This window comes from Stutzerimonas zhaodongensis (assembly GCF_003696365.1).
Classification (GTDB): domain Bacteria; phylum Pseudomonadota; class Gammaproteobacteria; order Pseudomonadales; family Pseudomonadaceae; genus Stutzerimonas; species Stutzerimonas zhaodongensis.
In genome coordinates, this window is sequence record NZ_RFFM01000002.1 from 904,066 (window position 1) to 923,745 (window position 19,680).

General features: G+C 59.9%; 20 protein-coding genes. 9 read left to right on the forward strand and 11 right to left on the reverse strand.

Annotated elements, in window-relative coordinates:
- Nucleotides 1–51: 51 nt before the first annotated feature.
- Genes EA797_RS12625 through EA797_RS12665 form a run of 9 tightly spaced genes read right to left on the reverse strand, consistent with a single transcriptional unit; the run spans nt 52 to nt 8,606 of the window.
- On the reverse strand, nt 52–1,104 hold the full coding sequence (locus tag EA797_RS12625) for a protein-glutamate methylesterase/protein-glutamine glutaminase (RefSeq protein ID WP_122165651.1): 1,053 nt from the start codon (nt 1,102–1,104) through the stop codon (nt 52–54).
- On the reverse strand, nt 1,101–1,580 hold the full coding sequence (locus EA797_RS12630) for a chemotaxis protein CheD (protein ID WP_122165653.1): 480 nt from the start codon (nt 1,578–1,580) through the stop codon (nt 1,101–1,103). The genes EA797_RS12625 and EA797_RS12630 overlap by 4 nt, the downstream gene beginning before the upstream one ends.
- The gene (locus tag EA797_RS12635; protein ID WP_122165655.1) at nt 1,577–2,383 is read right to left on the reverse strand and encodes a CheR family methyltransferase; all 807 of its coding nucleotides are present in this window, start codon (nt 2,381–2,383) and stop codon (nt 1,577–1,579) included. The genes EA797_RS12630 and EA797_RS12635 overlap by 4 nt, the downstream gene beginning before the upstream one ends.
- 2 nt (nt 2,384–2,385) lie before the next feature.
- The gene (locus EA797_RS12640) at nt 2,386–2,901 is read right to left on the reverse strand and encodes a chemotaxis protein CheW (RefSeq protein ID WP_122165657.1); all 516 of its coding nucleotides are present in this window, start codon (nt 2,899–2,901) and stop codon (nt 2,386–2,388) included.
- 10 nt (nt 2,902–2,911) lie between these two features.
- Complete coding sequence (locus EA797_RS12645; protein ID WP_122165659.1) at nt 2,912–4,561, reverse strand: methyl-accepting chemotaxis protein; 1,650 nt, start codon at nt 4,559–4,561, stop codon at nt 2,912–2,914.
- Between the two features lie 11 nt (nt 4,562–4,572).
- A complete protein-coding gene (locus EA797_RS12650; RefSeq protein ID WP_122165661.1) occupies nt 4,573–6,801 on the reverse strand; it encodes a chemotaxis protein CheA in 2,229 nt (742 codons plus the stop codon).
- 12 nt (nt 6,802–6,813) lie between these two features.
- Nucleotides 6,814–7,137, reverse strand: a complete 324-nt coding sequence (locus tag EA797_RS12655; RefSeq protein WP_122165663.1) for an STAS domain-containing protein — start codon at nt 7,135–7,137, stop codon at nt 6,814–6,816.
- Between the two features lies 1 nt (nt 7,138).
- Nucleotides 7,139–7,504 carry a response regulator gene (locus EA797_RS12660; protein WP_122165665.1) on the reverse strand — a complete coding sequence of 122 codons (366 nt, stop codon included), beginning with the start codon at nt 7,502–7,504 and terminating at the stop codon, nt 7,139–7,141.
- A 19-nt stretch (nt 7,505–7,523) separates the two neighbouring features.
- Nucleotides 7,524–8,606 carry a methyl-accepting chemotaxis protein gene (locus tag EA797_RS12665; protein WP_167468808.1) on the reverse strand — a complete coding sequence of 361 codons (1,083 nt, stop codon included), beginning with the start codon at nt 8,604–8,606 and terminating at the stop codon, nt 7,524–7,526.
- A 594-nt stretch (nt 8,607–9,200) separates the two neighbouring features.
- On the opposite strand from EA797_RS12665, the gene EA797_RS12670 reads away from it, so the two are divergent.
- The 7 genes from EA797_RS12670 (at nt 9,201) to EA797_RS12700 (ending at nt 16,108) form a co-directional block, all read left to right on the forward strand.
- The gene (locus tag EA797_RS12670) at nt 9,201–10,241 is read left to right on the forward strand and encodes a sensor histidine kinase (protein WP_208644440.1); all 1,041 of its coding nucleotides are present in this window, start codon (nt 9,201–9,203) and stop codon (nt 10,239–10,241) included.
- Complete coding sequence (locus EA797_RS12675; protein ID WP_122165669.1) at nt 10,238–10,888, forward strand: response regulator; 651 nt, start codon at nt 10,238–10,240, stop codon at nt 10,886–10,888. Before EA797_RS12670 ends, EA797_RS12675 begins: the two co-directional genes overlap by 4 nt.
- A gap of 1,031 nt (nt 10,889–11,919) precedes the next feature.
- On the forward strand, nt 11,920–12,420 hold the full coding sequence (locus tag EA797_RS12680; protein WP_122166307.1) for a DUF2726 domain-containing protein: 501 nt from the start codon (nt 11,920–11,922) through the stop codon (nt 12,418–12,420).
- A gap of 103 nt (nt 12,421–12,523) precedes the next feature.
- Nucleotides 12,524–13,003 carry an SgcJ/EcaC family oxidoreductase gene (locus EA797_RS12685; protein WP_122165671.1) on the forward strand — a complete coding sequence of 160 codons (480 nt, stop codon included), beginning with the start codon at nt 12,524–12,526 and terminating at the stop codon, nt 13,001–13,003.
- 139 nt (nt 13,004–13,142) lie between these two features.
- Nucleotides 13,143–14,165, forward strand: a complete 1,023-nt coding sequence (locus EA797_RS12690; protein WP_122165673.1) for a DUF5924 family protein — start codon at nt 13,143–13,145, stop codon at nt 14,163–14,165.
- Between the two features lie 66 nt (nt 14,166–14,231).
- Nucleotides 14,232–14,759 carry an MgtC/SapB family protein gene (locus EA797_RS12695; protein WP_122165675.1) on the forward strand — a complete coding sequence of 176 codons (528 nt, stop codon included), beginning with the start codon at nt 14,232–14,234 and terminating at the stop codon, nt 14,757–14,759.
- A 32-nt stretch (nt 14,760–14,791) separates the two neighbouring features.
- Nucleotides 14,792–16,108: a PQQ-dependent sugar dehydrogenase gene (locus EA797_RS12700; RefSeq protein WP_122165677.1), complete on the forward strand. Its 1,317-nt coding sequence runs from the start codon at nt 14,792–14,794 to the stop codon at nt 16,106–16,108.
- 41 nt (nt 16,109–16,149) lie between these two features.
- Here EA797_RS12700 and sfsA read toward each other — a convergent pair whose 3' ends face one another.
- Both sfsA and EA797_RS12710 read right to left on the reverse strand, forming a co-directional pair.
- Nucleotides 16,150–16,857: a DNA/RNA nuclease SfsA gene (gene sfsA / locus EA797_RS12705; RefSeq protein ID WP_122165679.1), complete on the reverse strand. Its 708-nt coding sequence runs from the start codon at nt 16,855–16,857 to the stop codon at nt 16,150–16,152.
- Entirely contained in the window at nt 16,857–18,029 is a 1,173-nt protein-coding gene (locus tag EA797_RS12710) for a pyridoxal phosphate-dependent aminotransferase (RefSeq protein ID WP_122165681.1), read from the reverse strand. The genes sfsA and EA797_RS12710 overlap by 1 nt, the downstream gene beginning before the upstream one ends.
- Before the next feature lie 192 nt (nt 18,030–18,221).
- On the opposite strand from EA797_RS12710, the gene dksA reads away from it, so the two are divergent.
- Both dksA and gluQRS read left to right on the forward strand, forming a co-directional pair.
- Nucleotides 18,222–18,665 carry an RNA polymerase-binding protein DksA gene (gene dksA, locus EA797_RS12715; protein WP_122165683.1) on the forward strand — a complete coding sequence of 148 codons (444 nt, stop codon included), beginning with the start codon at nt 18,222–18,224 and terminating at the stop codon, nt 18,663–18,665.
- A 91-nt stretch (nt 18,666–18,756) separates the two neighbouring features.
- Nucleotides 18,757–19,647: a tRNA glutamyl-Q(34) synthetase GluQRS gene (gene gluQRS, locus EA797_RS12720; RefSeq protein WP_122165685.1), complete on the forward strand. Its 891-nt coding sequence runs from the start codon at nt 18,757–18,759 to the stop codon at nt 19,645–19,647.
- Nucleotides 19,648–19,680: the final 33 nt, after the last annotated feature.

The following is a 19,680-nucleotide window of genomic DNA, read 5'->3' on the forward strand; positions in this document are numbered from 1 at the left end:
AGCAGATCGCTGACAACCGAAACAGCGGCGTCTAGCCAATCACAAGCACCATCATGCGAGCGGCGCGCGAGCGTAATCGGTTATCAGACGAGGCAGGTTTTCCAGCGACTCGGTGCACTGAGCGGCGCCAAGCTGGAGGGCTTCTTTGGGCATTCCGAATACGACACAGCTGGCTTCGTCCTGAGCCACTGTACGTCCGCCTGCCTCGCGCATGGCCAAAAGACCGCGTGCTCCGTCGTCGCCCATTCCGGTCATGATCACGCCCAGCGCGTTGTGGCCGGCATGTCGCGCCACGGACCTGAACAACACGTCTACTGAAGGCTTGTGCCGATTGACGGGGGGCCCATCCAGTACCTCGACGAAATATTGCGCACCGCTGCGTTTGAGTTGCATGTGCCTGCCACCAGGGGCCACCAGGGCCAGCCCCGAACGCACGCGATCCAGATGCCTGGCCTCACGCACCTCGATCTGGCAGAGGCTGTCGAGGCGCTGGGCAAAGGCGGCGGTAAATTTCTCCGGCATGTGCTGCACGATCACGATGCCTGGCGAATCGACGCGCAGCTGTTTGAGCACCAGTTCCAATGCCTGGGTGCCGCCGGTTGACGTGCCAAGGGCTATTACCCGGTCAGTCGTAGTCAGCGTACTGCTGCCGGAATCTGCCATGCGCGGCACCGATGGCGTGGCGGCGCGCGGCGTGGCGACGCGGGGCCGAGTGGCCGCGGCCTGCTGGATCTGCTTGATAAGATCACCTGAGAGCTGCAGGAGGCTATCCTTCAACCCCAGCCGGGCCTTGGTGAATACGCCGACGGCTCCGGCCGACAGCGCATCGAGCGTGATAGCAGCGCCCGCCTCGGTCAACGTCGAGCAGATGATCGTCGGAGTCGGCCGTTCAGCCATTAGCTTTCGCAGAAAGGTAATACCGTCCATTCGCGGCATTTCCACGTCTAGCACAAGCACATCGGGCCAGTTTCGTTGCATCTTCTCCATCGCAAAAAGAGGATCTGCCGCCTGGCCAATCACTTCGATATTCGGATGGTTCTCCAGGCACGCTGACAGGACCTGACGTACCAATGCCGAGTCATCGACGATAAAGACCTTGATCATGCCGTGCCCTCGAGCAATTCAGGGGGGGTGAAGGACTGACAGGCCAGGAGCCCGTCCCGGCCATCAACTGTCAATCGCCGATAGCCCATGCCGCCGAGTTGTTGATCATCGACACGCCAGCCGAACTGACCGAACCGCTCCCGTGCGAAGGCGATGTTTTTCAGCCCTATCTGCAGGCTCCCAGGTCGGCCTGGCTGCAGGCAGGTGCCGCCACCATAAATACCTTTGCGATACTCCTCGGGCGCCGTGCGGTGGCGAACCATATCCTGCTGCAGAAGTAGGAACACCGCCTCACCGCTGCGCGTGTCGTTCTGATCGAAGGCGCCGCCCGGCACGACGAAGTGGCTAACGGCGAGTATGCGACGCTGCGGATGCCACAGAACGATAGCGACGCACGAGCCTAGCAGAGTGACCACAGACCCCGGGTGCTTACCAAAAAGGTACTCGCCGGGCAGGAGAAAACGTGGCGCAGTCATAAGCGTTCGAAGACCGATGAAGCAACGCTGCGCAATGGCAGCCCGAAGCCATGCAGGCTCTCCGCATGGCCGATGAACAGAAGGCCGCCAGGGCGCAGGCGCTCGAGCAAGCGGGCGACGATGGCGCGCTTATCCTCTGCGCTGAAATAGATGAGCACGTTGCGCAGGAAAATCACGTCGAAGCGCCCTATGTCCTCGGGCATCGGCCGCATCAGGTTGAGTTCGCGAAAACGCACCCGCTCGCGCAAGCCCTGGCCAAAGCGAAAAAAACCTTCGTGATCGCCGATACCGCGCAGGCAATGGCGCTTGAGCCAGCCGGGCGGAAAGTCGCTCGACTCGTCCAGCGGGTAGATGGCCGCCTCGGCCTTTTCCAGAACCGTGCGGCTGAGGTCGCTGCCTAGAATCGACCACTCCGCTGGCCCATGCTCAGCCAGTATCATTGCCAGCGTGTAAGGCTCCTCGCCTGATGAGGAGGCTGCGCTCCACAGGCGTAACGGTCCACGCCTGCCATCCAGCCAGCGGGCCAGAAACTGGAAATGCTGCGGCTCACGGAAAAAGTAGGTTTCGTTGGTAGTCAGCAGATCGATGACCAGGCGCTGCTCAGCCTGCTTCGTTGGGTCCTTGAGCAGCATCAGGTATTCGCCATAGCTGCGTAGGTTCAGGGCCCTTAGCCGGCGCATCAGTCGACCGGCGACCAATGGCCGCTTGCTATCGCTCAGATGGATGCCAGACGCCTCGACCATCAGTTGCTGCAGAAAGCGGAACTCCTGGTCGCCCAGGACCGGTAGGCTCGACGCCGACATCCTCAGCTTGCCTGCGCCATCGCCTGGCTGATCTGCAGGATGTCGTCCAACGACAACACCTTGCGCACGTCCAGAATAATGGTGAAGCCGCGTTCGTCACGCGCCATACCGGCGATGAACTCCGTGCGAATCCCGGCGCCGAATCCCGGCGCGGGTTCGACGTCGGCGGCCTGGATGTCGAGCACCGCGTCAACCGCATCGACCACCAGGCCGATGCGTTGCAGCGATTCGTTCAGTTCCAGCTCGATGATGACGATGCAGGTTCGCTTGCTCGGCACCGTGCGCTCCATACCGAAGCGCGCGGCCAGGTCCAGCACCGGAACGACGTTGCCACGCAGGTTGATGACCCCGTGGATGCACGCCGGCATCATCGGCACACTCGTGATCTGCCCGTACTCGATGATCTCCCGTACCAGCTCGATGGGCAGCGCATAGCGAGCCTGGCGAACCCGGAACGACAGGTGCTGGATGTCGGCCGGCGCGGTGCTGACGGCACCGCTTACCTGTGGAAGGTTCATCTGCGCCTCCTTATGTGAAGCTGACGAACTGACCGTCGTCAGCCATGACGGTCGGCTTGCGTGGGCTACGTACAGAGCGGTTACCGCTGGGTTTAGCACTGGGAGCTTGCGGCTGGCGACCGAGGCTCTGCGGGGCGACATCACGTGCATCCAGACGGAAGAAGCTGATCAGCTCCAGCAGTTGCGAGGCCTGGGCGTTCATCTCCTCGGAGGTGGCGGCAAGCTCTTCGGACGCCGAGGCGTTCTGCTGGGTGATCTGATTCATCTGGCCCATGGCAATGTTGATCTGGCCTGCGCCGGTACTCTGCTCCTGCGAAGCCGCGGTGATCTCCTGCACCAGGTCGGAGGTCTTCTGGATGTTAGGCACGATATCGTCCAGCAGGCGCCCGGCCTGCTCGGCCAGCTGTACGCTGCTGCCCGCTACACCACCAATCTCCTGCGCAGCGACTTGGCTGCGCTCTGCCAGCTTGCGCACCTCGGCGGCTACTACTGCGAAGCCTTTGCCATGGTCACCGGCACGCGCTGCCTCGATGGCTGCGTTGAGCGCCAGCAGATTGGTCTGGTAGGCGATGTCGTCGATGATGCCGATCTTGTCGGCGATCTGCTTCATGGCAACCACCATGTCACGCACCGCACGGCCGCCGGCTACCGCATCGTTGGCTGCCTTGCCGGCAATGCTGTCGGTGATCTTGGCGCTTTCGGTGTTCTGCGCAATCGACGCCGACATCTGCTCAACCGAGGCCGTGGTCTCTTCTACGCCGGCCGCTTGCTCGCTGGCTGCCTGGCTCAGCGATTGAGAGGTGGCGCTGACTTCCTCGGAGGCCGAGGACAGGGAATCGGCAGCGCTGCGGACATCGCCCATTACACTGCGCAGGCGCTCAGTCATGTTTTTCATGGCGTTGAGCAGCTGACCGGTTTCGTCCTTGCTGTTGACCTCGACCTCGATACCCAGGTCGCCGGCGGCGAGCGAATCGGCGACCGATACAGCGCGGTTCAGCGGCCGGGTAATGCTACGGGTGACCAGAATGCCGATGCCGAAGCCCAACACGGCGGCGATGATTACCAGTGCGATCATCTGGGTTCGCGAACTCAGATAGATGTCGGTGATCTCCTCGTTAGCCTCTTTGGCACGCGAGACCTTGCGCTCGACCAGTGCGGTCAGCAGGTCGTCGGCCTTGTTACCGGTTTCACGCAGTTGCGGCAGCATCACCGATAGCTCGTCGGCCGAGCGCACCTCGCTGGATGCCTCACGCAGCTTGAGCACCTGCTCGACGATCTGTACATAGGCGGCCATAGGCTCGCTGAGCGCTTCGAACTGGGCGATTCCTTCGGCGGTCACGAAGCTAGGGCGGGTGAGCTCGATGTACTCGTACATCTTGCTGATCGCGGCGCGGGTCTGCCGAATGGCGTAATCACGCTCGTCCAGACTCGTGGCAAGCATGCTCGAACGCAAGCCACGACCGACGTAGATCAGCTGCACATTGGCCGACTGGATATTGTTCAACGCGATCAGCTCGCGGTCATACATCTGGTCGGACAGTTCGTTGACGTGGGCAAGGTTGCGAATACCCAAAAGGCCCACGGTGACCGTCAGCGCCACCACCACCAGGAAGCCAGCGATCAGGCGGGCCCCTATTTTGAAGTTACCGAACAATTTCATGGTGTTTCTCCTTACTGGCCTGCGAGGTCCTGGCGGGATTGACTGATGCGCTGGGCAGCAGGACTCGCGTCGACGTGGTTTTGCAGGTAACGGAACAGACTGGGAATATCCAGGATCAGGGCGACTTGCCCCGTTCCAAGAATGGTGGAGCCACCAATGCCTTGCAGGTGCTGGAATAGCTGCCCGAGAGGCTTGATGACGGTTTGCAGTTCACCGTGAAGGTGATCGACGATCAGCCCGGCCTGTTGGCGCCCCTGGCTGACGACAATGATGTTGCGGCGCTTGCCGTGGCTTTCTGGCAGGTTGAAGTGGGCTGCAAGAGAGAGGCAGGGCAGCGGCTTGCCGCGCAGATTGAGGTAGCCGTAGGCGCCTGAACTCAGCTGTTCGGCGTCCATCTCCAGACATTCGGTGACCATATCCAGCGGAATGACGAAATAGTCGTCGTTGAGGCTGACTAGGAAGCCGTCAATGATCGCCAGCGTCAGTGGCAGACGAATACGGAACGTACACCCCTGTCCTTCACGGGAGTCGATCTCGATGGTGCCGCGTAGCGCATCGATGGCGCTGCTCACCACATCCAGCCCCACCCCCCGACCGGATAAGTCGGAAACGCTTTCTGCGGTAGAAAAACCGGCTGCAAAAATGAGCGCCTGGATATCCTGTTCGGGCAGGTTTGCCTGCGCATCGATCAGGCCGCGCGCGATCGCCTTATCACGAATACGCGCTGTGTTGAGGCCGCGCCCGTCATCAGCGACTTCGATCACGATCATGCCCGACTCGTGATAGGCGTTCAGTCGGAGGTTGCCCTCGACGGGTTTGCCGGCTGCGACCCGGCCCTCAGCCGATTCGATGCCATGGTCGATCGCGTTGCGTACCAAGTGGGTCAACGGATCGGCTAGCTTGTCGATTACCGCCTTGTCCAGTTCGGTGTCGGCGCCGCGGATCTCCAGCCGGATGTCCTTACCCAGTTGCTGGCTTACATCGCGCACCACGCGCTGGAAGCGGTTGAAAGTGTCGCCAATCTCGATCATGCGCAGCTTCAGCGCTGCCTCGCGGATCAACTCCACATGCTGGTTGACCGTTTGAGTGCTTTCGATACAGCTGGCATCGCCGTGAGCGCGCGCACGTAGCTGTGCACCGGCAGCGCTGATGACCAACTCGCCAACCAAATTGATGAGTTCGTCCAGCTTGTTTGCAGCCACACGGATCTGGCTGTTTTCCTGGCTGCGCTTTTCGCGGGCAACCTGTTGCTTGGCCAACGCTGCATTGACCACTTGTGGTGCTACCAGCCCTTCGTTCACCAGCACCGTACCCAATGGCGGCTTGACCTGCGCACTTTCGGCTGCCTGCAGCGCCAGCCCTTCTTCGAGTTCTCGCTCGGTCAACAGGCCGCTGGCGACGAGAATCCGGCCAATCTGCGCATCGGTTTCCGGCAGCTCATGAATGAGCTGCAGGTAATCCTCAAGGGCGCTTGTCGGAGGGAGAATCCGCAGGGTGCAGAAGTCTTCGATGAACTCGAAAACCTCTTCGATCTCGGCCTTTCCAGCCGGCGTACAGAGTGCGATTTCCAGCCCGAGGTAGCAGGTCTCAGGTTGCAGATCAGCCAATGACGGCAGGGACTGGCTAACCGTCTCCAGATGCAGGATGTCGCCGAGGCGGCTGAGGTAACGAACGAACGAGCTAGGCTCAAATCCGTTTCTCAGCAGATCGGCATGGAAACGCAATGAAATGTGCCAGGCCCCGTCAGCATCACAGGTGGCGCAGCGCTCCAGAAGTCCGCGCGTACCGCAAGATTGTTCAGGCAGCATAACGACCGGAATATGGGTCGCCTGTGCTGCGGCGCCAGTGCAACTGGCGAGCTCGGCCAGAAGCGGCTGCTGACGGCTATCGTCAACCAGCAGCTCGCCCTTGTCGGTGTCGATCAGCTCGATCATGGCGCTGACTTCGTCCAGGCAGCGCAGCATCAGCGAGATAAGATCTGGAGAGAGGCTTTGCGCACCGTCACGCACTGCCATCAACAGGTTTTCCAAATGATGGGTAAAGCTCACCAGCGGGCCAAGCGAGAACAGCCCAGCCGAGCCCTTGAGTGTGTGCATCGCCCGGAATAGACCATTGATGGCCTGCTCGTCGTTGGGAATTTGATCGAGCTGCAGCAGGTACTCTTCTGCCTGCTTGGCCAGATCACGGGCCTCCTCGACAAAGCTCAGCAACAGCTGACTCCATTGTTCGCCATCAAGCATCACGGTCTCCCTTCAGCGATGGGCCGGTAGTACGTCGGGGTAAAGCGACTTCAGGCGCAACAGTTCGATCACCTCGGTCACCGGCGCAGTCGGGGCATGCGTCTTCAGGCTGCCACCGGCCTTTTCGAAATGGCGTTGGGCGGCAAGCAACAGCTGCGCGCCCGCGGTATCGAGCTCTTCGAGCGCTTCGAGATCGAGCACGCACGGGCTCGCATCCGCCTTCTCGAGCATTTTCAGCAGAGTCACGTGGGCCTCACCGACCTCGTAGATGGTCAGGCTGCCAGTCAGGACGAGCCTGGCTGGAACAACGCTGCGGTCATAGGTAAGTTCGAGCATGTCAGCCGACCAGCTTGTCGACCGCGGTCAGCAGCTGCTGCGGCTGGAACGGCTTGACGATCCAGGCCTTGGCGCCTGCTGCCTGCCCTTCGGCCTTCTTGCCCTGCTCACTTTCAGTGGTAAGCATGACGATGGGCGTGAATCGATAGGCCGCATTGGCCTTGACCGCTTTCACCAGGCCGATGCCATCCAGATTGGGCATGTTGACGTCGCTGATGATCAGATTGATTTTCTGCCCGTTGAGTTTGGTCAACGCGTCCTTGCCATCTACGGCCTCGATGACTTGATGGCCCGCGCCGGAAAGGGTCATCTTCACCAGCTGGCGCATGGAGAGCGAGTCGTCGACGATCAGAATGGTCTTGGCCATGTATGAAGCTCCTGTTGAATCAGAAAAAGGTCACGTCATCGCTGGAGCTCTTGCTACGGGCTTTGCCGTGGCGCTCCTCGTCGGTAGTGAAGTGTTGGTGTAACTCTCGCAACCAACGCTGTGGGTCGTTCACGCAGTCGTCACCGGTGCGCACCGCCTGATCGAGCCGCTGCATGTCGTGCTGCAAGTGGTCGAGCATTTGGTCTGTGCGATCCTGAAACTGCAGGCTGACAACGATTTCCTCGATGGTCCCCTGCGTGACGCGGGTCTCCTGCTGCAGCTGCAGCGAAGTAACCGACAGCTCATTGAGGCTTTGTCCCAGGCCATGCATGACGTCGCCAGCAACGGTGTCGAGATAGCTCAGGTTGTCTCGCTCGCTGGTCGTCAGCTCATCGGCTGCAGTCACGGTCGCCCGAATCGCCTGATTGATTTCACTGACTTTGCTGCCCATCCGATGGCCTGTCTCGGCTGATAGGGTCGACAACTTGCGGACCTCGTCAGCCACGACGGAGAACCCACGTCCGTAATCGCCGGCACGGGCAGCTTCGATGGCAGCATTCAGCGCCAGCAGGTTGGTCTGGCTGGCAATGTCTTGCACATGCTTTGCCATTGCCTGCAGCTCACTGGCGTAGTTGTTGAGGTCGCTAATGGTGCCCAGCAGTTCTGCCTTGCGTCCGCTGGCGGAATGAAACGCCGAGGTGACTTCGTTCAGCCGGGTCTGCGCCTGGCGCAGGCTGTTGGCCATGCCGTCGCCGCCGATAACGTTGTCCGAATTGCTGAGTGTCTGGCTAAGGCGAGCAGACAACCCGGCGAAATGGTCGAACAACTGGCGCACGCTGTTCTGCTGGATGTCGCGGACTTGGCCGATGTTCTTGTCCCACGTCGGCAGGACCGCACTGAGCAGCGGTTCGACGGACGGCATGGCGACAGACTGTGCCGCCACAGGCGAGACGCTTTCCCGTACGCCGGATGCTTGCGGCTTCAGGAACAAGGCGGAGGCGATGCAGACAGCGCTGCCACCCCCCGCAATCCATGGGGAGCCCAGCGCGAGGCCTGCGAGCCCGGCGGCTATTCCAATCCAAAGTGCTGTGTATGCAAACACGGTGCGGCCTCGCGGCGGAGAGTCGAATGGCCGGCACGATAGGGGCGACACGTTACTGGCGGTATCAGGCAAAACCCTAGGGCGCCGTAGGGTGTCATAAGGCTAAAGTTTTCGTCGTCGGTGCCGGTCCCGCGGGACTGGCTGATTCAAGGCAGGGTTGCGGGTACTGCCCTGCCGACTAGGCTGAATAGAGCCGTCGCATAACACCGATAAGGCGCAGTCGCTTACCAGATGCCACAGCTTGCAGGTGAAAGTCTTCCAATGACGGTGCGTGCTCCCGATGTAGCTGGACCTATGAGCGCTTCCCGCCGCCTGTTGCGGTGGTTTCCGTGGGGTATAGCTTCGCTCCATGCGGTCGCGCTTCTAGTTGGATGGGTGCTCGTCGGCGCGCGCACATCAGATGCAATGCCCGTACTGCTATTGGCTTTGCCGGTGCTTTCCACCAGCGCGATGTGGATAGCCGCGTACGCCTGCATGCAACGCATACCCGAGCACCGAGAAGCAGTGGCAGGTCATAAACCTCCACCATCAAGCCCCATAGGCCCACTCCCCGTACCGCAAACGCGCGATACCAAACAGGGGGCTTACGAGCGCATGATTGCCAGTCTGCCTGAGGGGGTTGTCATCATCCGCGATGGGCGAGTGCACTACAGCAATGCTGCAGCGTGCGCGATTTTCAACCCCGCGCATACGATGATGTCGGCGTCACGGGAACTCGATCAGTACTTCCATATCTCGCTCCTATTTGAGGAATCCGAGCGGATACGACAGCTGCAGCATGGCCTCATCGATGCGGCGCGCTTTCGGCACGTCACGCTCCAACGTCTGGATGGCAGTCCTTTTCAGGCAGAGGTAACTGAGATATTGCTGGAAAACGATGGGCACCATGACGTGCTGCTCATGGTGCGTGATATCAGCGAGTCGGAGCGGATACGGCTGGAGCTCGAACAGGCCAACCAACGACTACAGCATCTCTCGCAGCGCTTGATGGAAGTGCAGGAAGCCCAATGTCGCCAACTGGCGAGGGACCTGCACGACGATATCGGGCAGCAACTCACCGGCCTGAAACTGCACCTGCAGCGCCTGGAGGGGTCGCTGTCACATGAGCCATCGCTGGCGTCCCTGGTCGGCCAGCTGACCGAGGCCGTGGACGAGGCACTGAACAAGGTACGCAGCCTGTCGCTGGCGCTGCACCCCCTGCAGCTTGAAACACTGGGACTGCAAGCCGCTGTCCACTGGCACCTGTCACGCTTTCTTGAGGCGGGACAAACGCGCTGGTCGCTTAAGCTCGACGGTGAAACGGTCGACCTTTCTCCCGATATCGCGCTAGTTGCGTTCCGAATCATCCAGGAAGCGGTGAACAACGTCGCCCGTCATGCGCGTGCCGGCACGGTAAACGTGCGAATCTGTCGCACCGACACGGCGCTGCGCGTCGAAATTGTCGACGATGGAATTGGTTTCGACTATCTAGCGGCGCGCGCACGGGCGCAGAGTCTGGGCCTGACCAGCATGGAGGAGCGCGCCGCAGCGTTAAGCGGAGAAGTCAACATTGCAAGCCTCAGCGGGGGCGGCACGCGGGTGACGGTGAGACTGCCGATACCGGACACGCCCCCGCACAATGGAGTACGAAGATGAAACGGGTAGCACTGATCGACGATCATGGACTGGTCAGGGCGGGCCTGCGGGCGCTGGTACAAGACCAGCCTGGGTATGAGGTAGTAGCAGAGGGCGAGGACGGGAGCGAGGTTCACGCCATCCTGACCGAATGTAATCCGGATATTCTGCTCCTGGATATCAGCATGAAGCACATGAGCGGCCTGGACGTTCTGCGTCAGTGGCGCGCCGAATTTCCCAATGTGCAGATCCTCATTCTGTCGATGCATACAACAGCCGACTATGTATTGCAGGCCCTGCGCCTGGGTGCCAGTGGTTACCTGCTCAAGGATGCAGCCGCTCAGGAACTGGAGATGGCCCTCAGGGCCTTGTCTCGCAACGAGTCATATCTAAGCCCGGGCATTGCCCAGACAGTCATACAGTCGGCCGTGATAGAAGGCGGCCCACGCGAAATACCCAACGCCCCAGCCTTGACGCCACGTCAGGTGGAAATACTGCGCCTGATCGTGCGGGGTGTCTCCACAAGGGATATTGCCGGCGGTCTGGGTCTGAGCGTAAAGACAGTTGATGCCCATCGAGCCCAGATAATGGATCGCCTCAATCTCAGAGACGTGCCGTCGCTGGTCCTTTACGCGCTGCGCAAGGGTTTGGTAAGCCCTGACGACTGACCGAGTCCATCATGCCGGCATCCGCTCGGATGCCGAGGGATGCTGTCGTGAGCGATCGCAGGATTGACGCTGACATCATTGATCAGTTTTTAACCAAAGAGCTAAGCGCCGCGCAGTCAAACGCCCGACGACTTATCTCCCCATGTTATCCACAAAGCGCTCCACAGCTATCTTGGAAAACAACATAAACACATGTTATGGAGCTCGGCGGCGGTCATCTCTACGCTTTTTGCTTTTATATCAAGCGGTTCAAATCGTCGGACAAACTATTGATCAAGATTCATACAACGTCCTGGAGAGCAGGTCGCTAGCGGTCTACCGCAATGTCTTAAGAGCTTATCCACAGGTCGTTGCACAGCGGACGGGGATAACTGCATGTGCTTCTGGAAAGATGCGGAAACGGCGCCACAAATGCCAGCGAGGCGCTTAGCTCACAGCACTGCTACCAACGAACAAGCCATCCCACTCTTTAGCGTGGCGACGGGACAATGCTTGATGTGGATTCGCTATCAAATAACCCCACATCCCCACATCGCAAGTTGATCAAAATATGGCCACTTCTGTGTAAGCCAGGGTTGACGCACCTTTGGGGCAGTTCACCGCTTGTTATCCACAACACCTTCCACAGCATCCGTGGATAACAGCGACGGCTCGGTCTCGCTTAAAATAATCTATTTAAATCAGTGATTAACGGTTGACAGATCTAGGTCATGGGCGACCGAAATCTATTTCATCAGGCTTGTATAAAATTTGCTCAGCGCCCGCTAAGGCTGGTCTTTCAGGGCGTAGAGACATCAGTACATCGCTTATCCACAGGCTGACCCACAGCAATCTGGGATAACTGACATCTCTTGCCTACTCCTATATTCCTGGCCTACTTGGGGGAGAATTGAAGGATGCCGAACTCTACCCTCAGGATTTGCTCCAAATATCTGTCGACCATATCTGGTACGCGGAGATCTCATGCCTGCTACTCACCCGCCATGTAACAGGAATCGCTCGCTCAACCTGTCAAGGATCGCTACCCGATGATGGCATTTCTAGGATTGGTCCTGGCTGCATTCATCTGCTTTTCGCTGGTGTTCTTCATCAAGCAACGTCAGTACAACCACCCCGCGTTGCGCATGCCTTACCAACTCAAGAAGCCCTTCTTCGAAGCGGAGGAGCGCAACCTGCTAGGTCTGCTGCAACAGGCAGTGGGGAACGAATACCGGATTCTTTCCAAGGTGCGACTCGCTGATGTGATCGAAGTGACTGCTATTCCGAGGCGGGCGCCTTGGTACCGAGCGCACAATCGGATATCCGCGGCCCGCTTCGATTTCCTGCTATGTCATCCCGAAACTCTGGACCCCCTTTGCGCGGTCGAGATGGAGCCGGCAACCGAAGCCAATGCCTTCCTCGACGAGCTATGCCAGACGGTAAGCTTGCCTCTGGTGCGTCTGAAGCCTGAAACCGCCAGGGCCTACGATGAGGTATGCGCCGCCATCGAACGCGCACTGACAAGCCACCCTCCAAGCAAACCGCCCGTCTAACGCGACGAATCGCACCTCTATCCCATGGTCGAAACAGGCAATCGGCGAATGCCCATCGCCGGTGCGCTCGCGCGCTGTTTCTTTCAAAACAAAGGGGATTGCCATGAAGTACTCACTCGCATTGTTGCTGGCCGGTGCCAGTACGGTCTCATTTTCGCTCCACGCGGCAGAGGGCACCGAGCAGTGCCGGGCTGTGGATGAAGCGCAGGTGTCTGCACTCTTTCAACGTTGGAACGAAGACTTGGCCAGCGGCGATCCTAAGCAAGTGGTAGAGAACTATGCCAAGGAGTCGATACTGCTGCCCACCTTGTCGAACCTGCCCCGACGTACCGCAGAGGAGAAACAGGATTACTTCGTCCACTTTCTGGAAAAGAAACCCAGCGGCAGTGTCGATGAGAGGATGATCCAGATCGATTGCAATACCGCAGTTGATGCCGGGATCTATACCTTCTCCTTCGCTGACGGTAACGAAGTGAGGGCACGCTATACCTTTACCTACAAGTGGTATCCGGAGAAGGATCAATGGCTGATAACCAGCCACCATTCCTCGGCAATGCCTGAAATAGTTCCGGTACTCGATTAACCGCCAGCGCTGCCGGCTCAAGCCGGCAGCACATCCGACAATGTGACACCTCACGAATAGCTGCTACCGACAGATCAAACCATGTAGCCCGAGGTGAGCCCTTGCGCCACACCCTATCTTCTTCTTACGTGAACATTTGATGCTGCTGAAATCGCGGATATCCTCCCTCGTTGACTTGGTTTCAAGATTGATTCGCCGATATCCCGGCACCGTCGCCCTCTTTGGTTTCTGTTCGGGTATTGCCAGCTTCGTACTGGTGGAGCGTCACGCTGGTCTGGCGAAAGTCATTGCGGTGATCATGCTGGTCAGCTGGCTATGGCTGATGCTGGAAAATAGCCTGCGTCTAGGCCTTGAACGCTGGTTCGGGTGGAAAGTACCACCACCTCTGCTGCGCTACGTGACGCAGATGGTGCATCAGGAAAGCCTGTTCTTCATCATCCCGTTCTTTTTCATCACCACCACCTGGAACAGTGGCCAGTCCGTATTCACCGTCCTGCTGGGCGTCGCAGCGCTGATATCGCTTGTCGATCCGCTCTACTACAAGTGGCTTGCACCACGCCGCTGGGTCTACCTGTCGTTCCACGCCCTGACACTGTTTGCCGTGCTGCTCACGGCCCTGCCGATCATCTTTCACCTGACCACGCCGCAGAGTTATCAATTGGCATTGGGTATCGCCGTAGCGCTTGCACTGCCGAGCCTCAGCGGGCTGTTTGCAACCTGGAATTGGAGAAGTGTATTGGGCATGTTGGCCCTCGCATCTGTGGTTGGGGTTGCAGGCTGGATGGGGCGCACCTGGGTGCCACCAGCGACGCTATGGCTGACGGACGTGGCCGTTACCACCACCCTTGACGATGCCTCTCGCAAACCCGGCAATCGCCTGCGCCAGCTGACCAATCAGCAACTGCATGGCAATGGCCTTTATGCGTTTACAGCAATCAACGCGCCGCGGGGCTTGAAAGAGCGGATCTACCATGAGTGGACGCACAACGGCCGACGGGTCGACCGCATTCCGCTTGACATCAGCGGTGGTCGCGAAGCGGGCTATCGTGCATGGACGCACAAGCGGAATTTCCCGGAGCATGCCGAGGGCCGGTGGCGTGTGCGAGTGGTCACCGAAGCCGGGCAGATGATCGGCATGCTTCGTTTTCGGGTGGTCGAATGAACCGCTGAAGCCAGACGGCACTCGAAAGTGCGAACGCCCATCGCAGAATGCAAAAGGGAGGAGCGCATGGAATGGTGGGACATATTCAGCCGCACCGTGGCATCGGAATTCTCCGACATTCCTGACTTCGAGCATGCCGTTCGCGTTTCGGTGCGACTGATTCTGGCTGCATTCCTCGGCGGCGTACTTGGCTATGAGCGAGAGTTCAAAGGCAAGGCCGCAGGCTTGCGCACACACATGCTGGTGTCGCTCGGCGCCGCACTTTTCGTCCTTGTCCCCCTTGAAGGCGGGATGGAAATCGATGATCTGTCACGGGTGATGCAGGGCATCATCACTGGAATCGGCTTTCTCGGCGCGGGGACCATTCTCAAAGGTAGCTCGGTGCAGGACGTCAAAGGCCTCACCACTGCCGCCGGTATCTGGCTGACCGCTGCCATAGGCGTTGCCGCGGGGCTGGGGCATGAGTCCACTGCGGTAATGACCACCGCCTTTGCGCTTATCATCTTTATGCTGATGCCCAGACTGGAGCAGCACGCAGCACGCGGATCGGCCCACACAACCAAGAAAGGTCGCGACCAAGACGGCTCAGAGTAGCCGCACCCGACTCATCAAAATAGGAACGGACCATGCGCAGCCCCTTCGCCCATCTGGCCACAGGTACTCTCATGCTCAGCCTGGCGGGCTGCGGCGACATGGCTAAGCTGCCGGCCGAGGCCAGCTATGGCCCGGATCCAAAGCTACCTGAACCGAACGAGACCCTGGTGCCTACCGTAAACATTGCAAAGGCCGTCGGATGGCCTGATGGAATGAAACCTCTTGCGGTTGAGGGGCTGGAAGTCCATGCGTTCGCCCGCGATCTCGACCATCCACGCTGGCTGTATGTGCTCCCCAACGGCGACGTTCTGGTCGCGGAAAGCGATGCCCCGCCAAAGCCTGATGGCCAGGGCATCCGCGGGTGGATCATGAAGAAAATCATGGCCCGGGCAGGATCAGGCGGAAAGAGCGCCAACCGCATCACGCTGCTGCGTGACAGCGATGGTGACGGTACGCTTGAAGATCGCACGGTGTTTCTAGACGGCCTGAACTCCCCGTTCGGCATGGCGCTTGTCGGCGACCAGCTGTACATAGCCAACACCGATGCGCTGGTGCGCTTCCCCTACCGCGAAGGCATAACAAGGATCGATGCTGCTGGCGAAAAGGTCGTCGACCTGCCCGCCGGGCCGATCAATCACCACTGGACAAAGAACGTGATCGCCAGTGCGGACGGCTCACGTTTGTATGTCACCAGCGGCTCCAACAGCAACATCGCCGAGAACGGGATGGAGGCAGAGGAGAATCGCGCGGCAATCTTGGAAGTCGACCCCGAGCGGAGAACGCTGCGGCTGTTCGCCTCTGGCTTGCGCAACCCAAACGGGCTGGCTTGGCAGCCGGACAGCGGAGAGCTGTGGACTACCGTCAACGAGCGGGATCTGATCGGAAGTGACCTGGTCCCCGACTACATGACCTCGGTGAAAGACGGTGGCTTCTACGGCTGGCCTTACAGCTACTTCGGTCAGCACGTGGACAGTCGAGTGAAACCTCCGCGCCCTGATCTGGTGGAAAAGGCCATCGTGCCCGACTACGCGCTCGGTAACCATACGGCGTCACTCGGCCTGGTCTTCTATGAAGGGGGGTTGCTGCCCGAGCGATACAGCCACGGCGCCTTCATCGGCCAACACGGCTCATGGAATCGCAAACCCCACAGTGGCTATAAGGTGGTGTTCGTACCCTTCGCCAATGGAAAGCCGGATGGCGCAGCGAACGATGTACTGACTGGATTTCTCAGCAAGGATGGCAAGGCGATGGGCAGGCCAGTTGGCGTCGCCGTGGATAAGGTCGGCGCTCTGTTGGTGGCAGACGACGTAGGCAATGTGATCTGGCGGGTGACCCCGGCGAATCGCTGACAACGTCAGCCCCGCCGGTATCAAGGGTCAGCCTGCGATGCCTAGAGGATGACCGGTAGACGTCGCACCAGCCGAATCTCCTCCGGCGACAACTCCACGCCGTATGCCAGCACCTCGACACCCGCCTCAACCGCGTCACGCAAAGCAGCGGTATAAAGCGGATCGATTTCGCTGGCAGGGCGAACAGCTTCGATGCCTGTGAGATTCACGCAATACAGCTGCACTGCCCGCACGCCATCACGCGCCAGCGCCGCTAATTCGCGCAGATGACGAGCGCCTCTGCTCGTCACCGCATCGGGAAAGGCGGCTACCGCCGTATCACCAAATCCAAGGGTCACGCTTTTGACTTCGACGAAGGCCGACCCGAGCGGATAGTCCAAGCGAAAGTCCACACGACTGTTTTCCACGCCATAGGCCACCTCTCGCTTGAGTGCGGTAAAGCCGTTCAACTCTTCGATAACACCAGCCAGCAGTGCCTCTTCCACCAAGCGATTGGCTCTGGCCGTGTTAACGCAAGCGAGCCGCCCCTGCGGTGTTTCAACCAATTCCCAGGTCCCGGGCAGTTTGCGCTTGGGGTCGCTGTTGCGCAGAAACCAGACGCGTGCGCCCTCGCCCATGCAATTGAGCATCGAGCCAGTGTTGGGGCAGTGAATGCAAAGCGCCTCGCCGGCATCGGTGACGATGTCGGCAAGAAAACGCTTGTAACGCCGCACTAACGTGCCCTGCTCCAACGGAGTGACGAAGCGCATCAGCCTGTCCAGCTCTGCAAACCGCGAGCGATCCGCTCGATCGCCTGCTCGAGCCGCGGCAGACCCTGGGTGTAAGCGAACCGCACATGATGCCCAGCCTGGTAACGACCGAAATCCAAACCCGGAGTGATCGCGACGAACTCGGTTTCCAGCATGTGTTGGCAAAAGGTGTACGCGTCTCCGCCAAAGGCGCTGATGTCCGCATACAGATAGAAGGCACCCTCAGGCTCAACGGCTATACCGAAACCAAGCTCGCGCAGCGCTGGCAACAGGAAGTCCCGGCGTTTGGCAAACTCGCCTCTACGGGCCTCGAGGATCTCCAGCGTGGCCGGCTCGAAGCACGCCAGAGCCGCGTGCTGGGCCATGGTCGGCGCACTGATGTAGAGATTCTGCGCGAGCTTCTCCAGTTCGCTCACAGCCTCCGGCGGCGCGACCAGCCAACCGAGACGCCAGCCCGTCATGCCGAAATATTTCGAGAAACTGTTGAGCACGAAGGCCGACTCGTCAACTTCGAGCACGCTCGCGGCATCGGTTCCGTAGGTCAGGCCGTGATAGATCTCATCCACCACCAGATGCCCGCCTCGCTCCTTGAGCGCCCCCGAAAGGCTCGCCAGCTCATCGCGCTGCAGCAGAGTCCCGGTGGGATTGGCCGGCGAGGCGACCAAAGCGCCAACGCTGTCCTTGTCCCAGTAACGCTCAACCAGCTCAGCGTTGAGCTGATAGCGCACCTCCGGGCCAACTGGCACCAACTGTGCGGCGCCCTCGATCAGCCGCAGAAAGTGTCGATTGCACGGGTAACCAGGGTCCGCCAGCAGCCAGTGCTTGCCGGGGTCGACCAACAAGCTGCTGGCCAGAAGAAGCGCACCGGATCCGCCGGGAGTAATCAGGACCCGTTCGGGGTCAATAGACAGTTGATATCGTGCGGCGTAAAAACCGGCAATCGCTTCGCGTAGTTGCGGCAGGCCACGGGCGGCGGTGTAGCGGGTATGGCCCGCCGCGAGGGCAGCCTGACCGGCCGCTACGATGGGCGCAGCGGTAGTGAAGTCCGGCTCACCGATTTCAAGGTGAATCACATCACGTCCCGATGCCTGAAGTTCGTTGGCCCGAGCCAGCAACGCCATGACATGAAAGGGTTCGATTGCACGGCTACGCGCGCTATATGACGAGGTCATCTGACCTTCCTGATGAGTACAAAGCGTGAATTCTACCGAAGGTCCCTCTGACACCGCAGCCACCGTGATATTCGGGAGTAGCGCACCCCGATACGATCTGGTAAGTTCGCCCGCTTGCAGCCGCAGGGCCGGCACGGGCCGGCAGAGGGATTCACTATCCTGCGCAATGGACATAGCGAGAGGCGTTCATCCATGCCCATTACCAAAACGACAAACAGCAACCAACTGATTCGCGCCTTCGTGCCCTATAAAGAGTCCAAGGGCGAGGAATACATGAGCGACAACATGCGCGCTCATTTCAGCGGCATCCTCAATAAGTGGAAGCTGGAGCTGATGGAGGAAGTCGATCGCACCGTGCACCACATGCAGGACGAAGCCGCCAACTTCCCCGATCCAGCAGACCGCGCCAGCCAGGAAGAAGAATTCAGCCTGGAACTGCGCGCCCGCGATCGCGAGCGCAAGCTGATCAAGAAGATCGACGAGACGCTGCAGCTGATCGAAGACAACGAATACGGTTGGTGCGATTCCTGCGGCGTCGAGATTGGCATCCGCCGTCTCGAAGCCCGCCCCACTGCCACGCTGTGCATCGACTGCAAGACGCTGGCGGAGATCAAGGAAAAGCAGATCGGTTCCTGATCCCGAACGGGGCGCTACGGCGCCCCGTTTCATTTCAGCCCCACGCTCACTGCCTCATCCCGCCTCGATGATCCCCCAACCGAGCCGGCTCATGTCCACACCCGCATCTTATATAGGCCGCTTCGCGCCGACTCCGAGTGGCTACCTGCACTTCGGCTCGTTGATTGCCGCCCTCGCCTCCTACCTCGATGCACGAGCCGCTGGCGGTCGCTGGCTGTTGCGCATGGAAGATCTCGACCCGCCTCGGGAAATGCCTGGCGCACAGACAGGGATTCTGCAGGCGCTGGAAGCCTACGGCTTCGAGTGGGACGGGCACATGGTTCGCCAGAGCGAACGGCTGGATATCTACAATGCACAGATCGAGCGCCTGGTGCAGGAAGGACATGCTTACGCCTGCACCTGCTCACGCAAGCAACTGGAGCCTTTCAATGGGCTCTACCCAGGCTTCTGCCGTGACGCCGGGCGCGCTACACACGACGCTGCGATCCGACTGCGCGTGCCTGACCGACAATATGGCTTCAGCGACCGTGTACAGGGCGAGTTTCACCAGCACCTGGGCCGCGAGGTCGGTGACTTCGTGATTCGACGTCGGGATGGTTTGATCGCCTACCAACTGGCCGTGGTGCTCGATGATGGCTGGCAGGGAATCACCGACATCGTGCGCGGCGCGGACCTGCTCGATTCCACACCACGGCAACTCTATCTGCAGCAATTGCTCGACCTGGCGCAACCGCGTTATCTGCACGTCCCGCTGATCACTCAGCCCGACGGCCACAAGCTGGGCAAGCGCTATCGTTCGCCGCCACTACTACCCGCCGAGGCCACACCGCTGTTGCTCAGGGCATTGCGCGCCCTCGGACAGCCAACTACGGGCGAGCTCAACGACGCACTGCCCGCCGAGGTCATGAGCTGGGCCATCCCACGCTGGGACGCCCGGCGCATCCCGCAGTGCCGTACGCTGCCCGAGGCACAGCTGGTCTGAAGCTGCTTCCCTTTGACGCGACTCCTTGTTTGC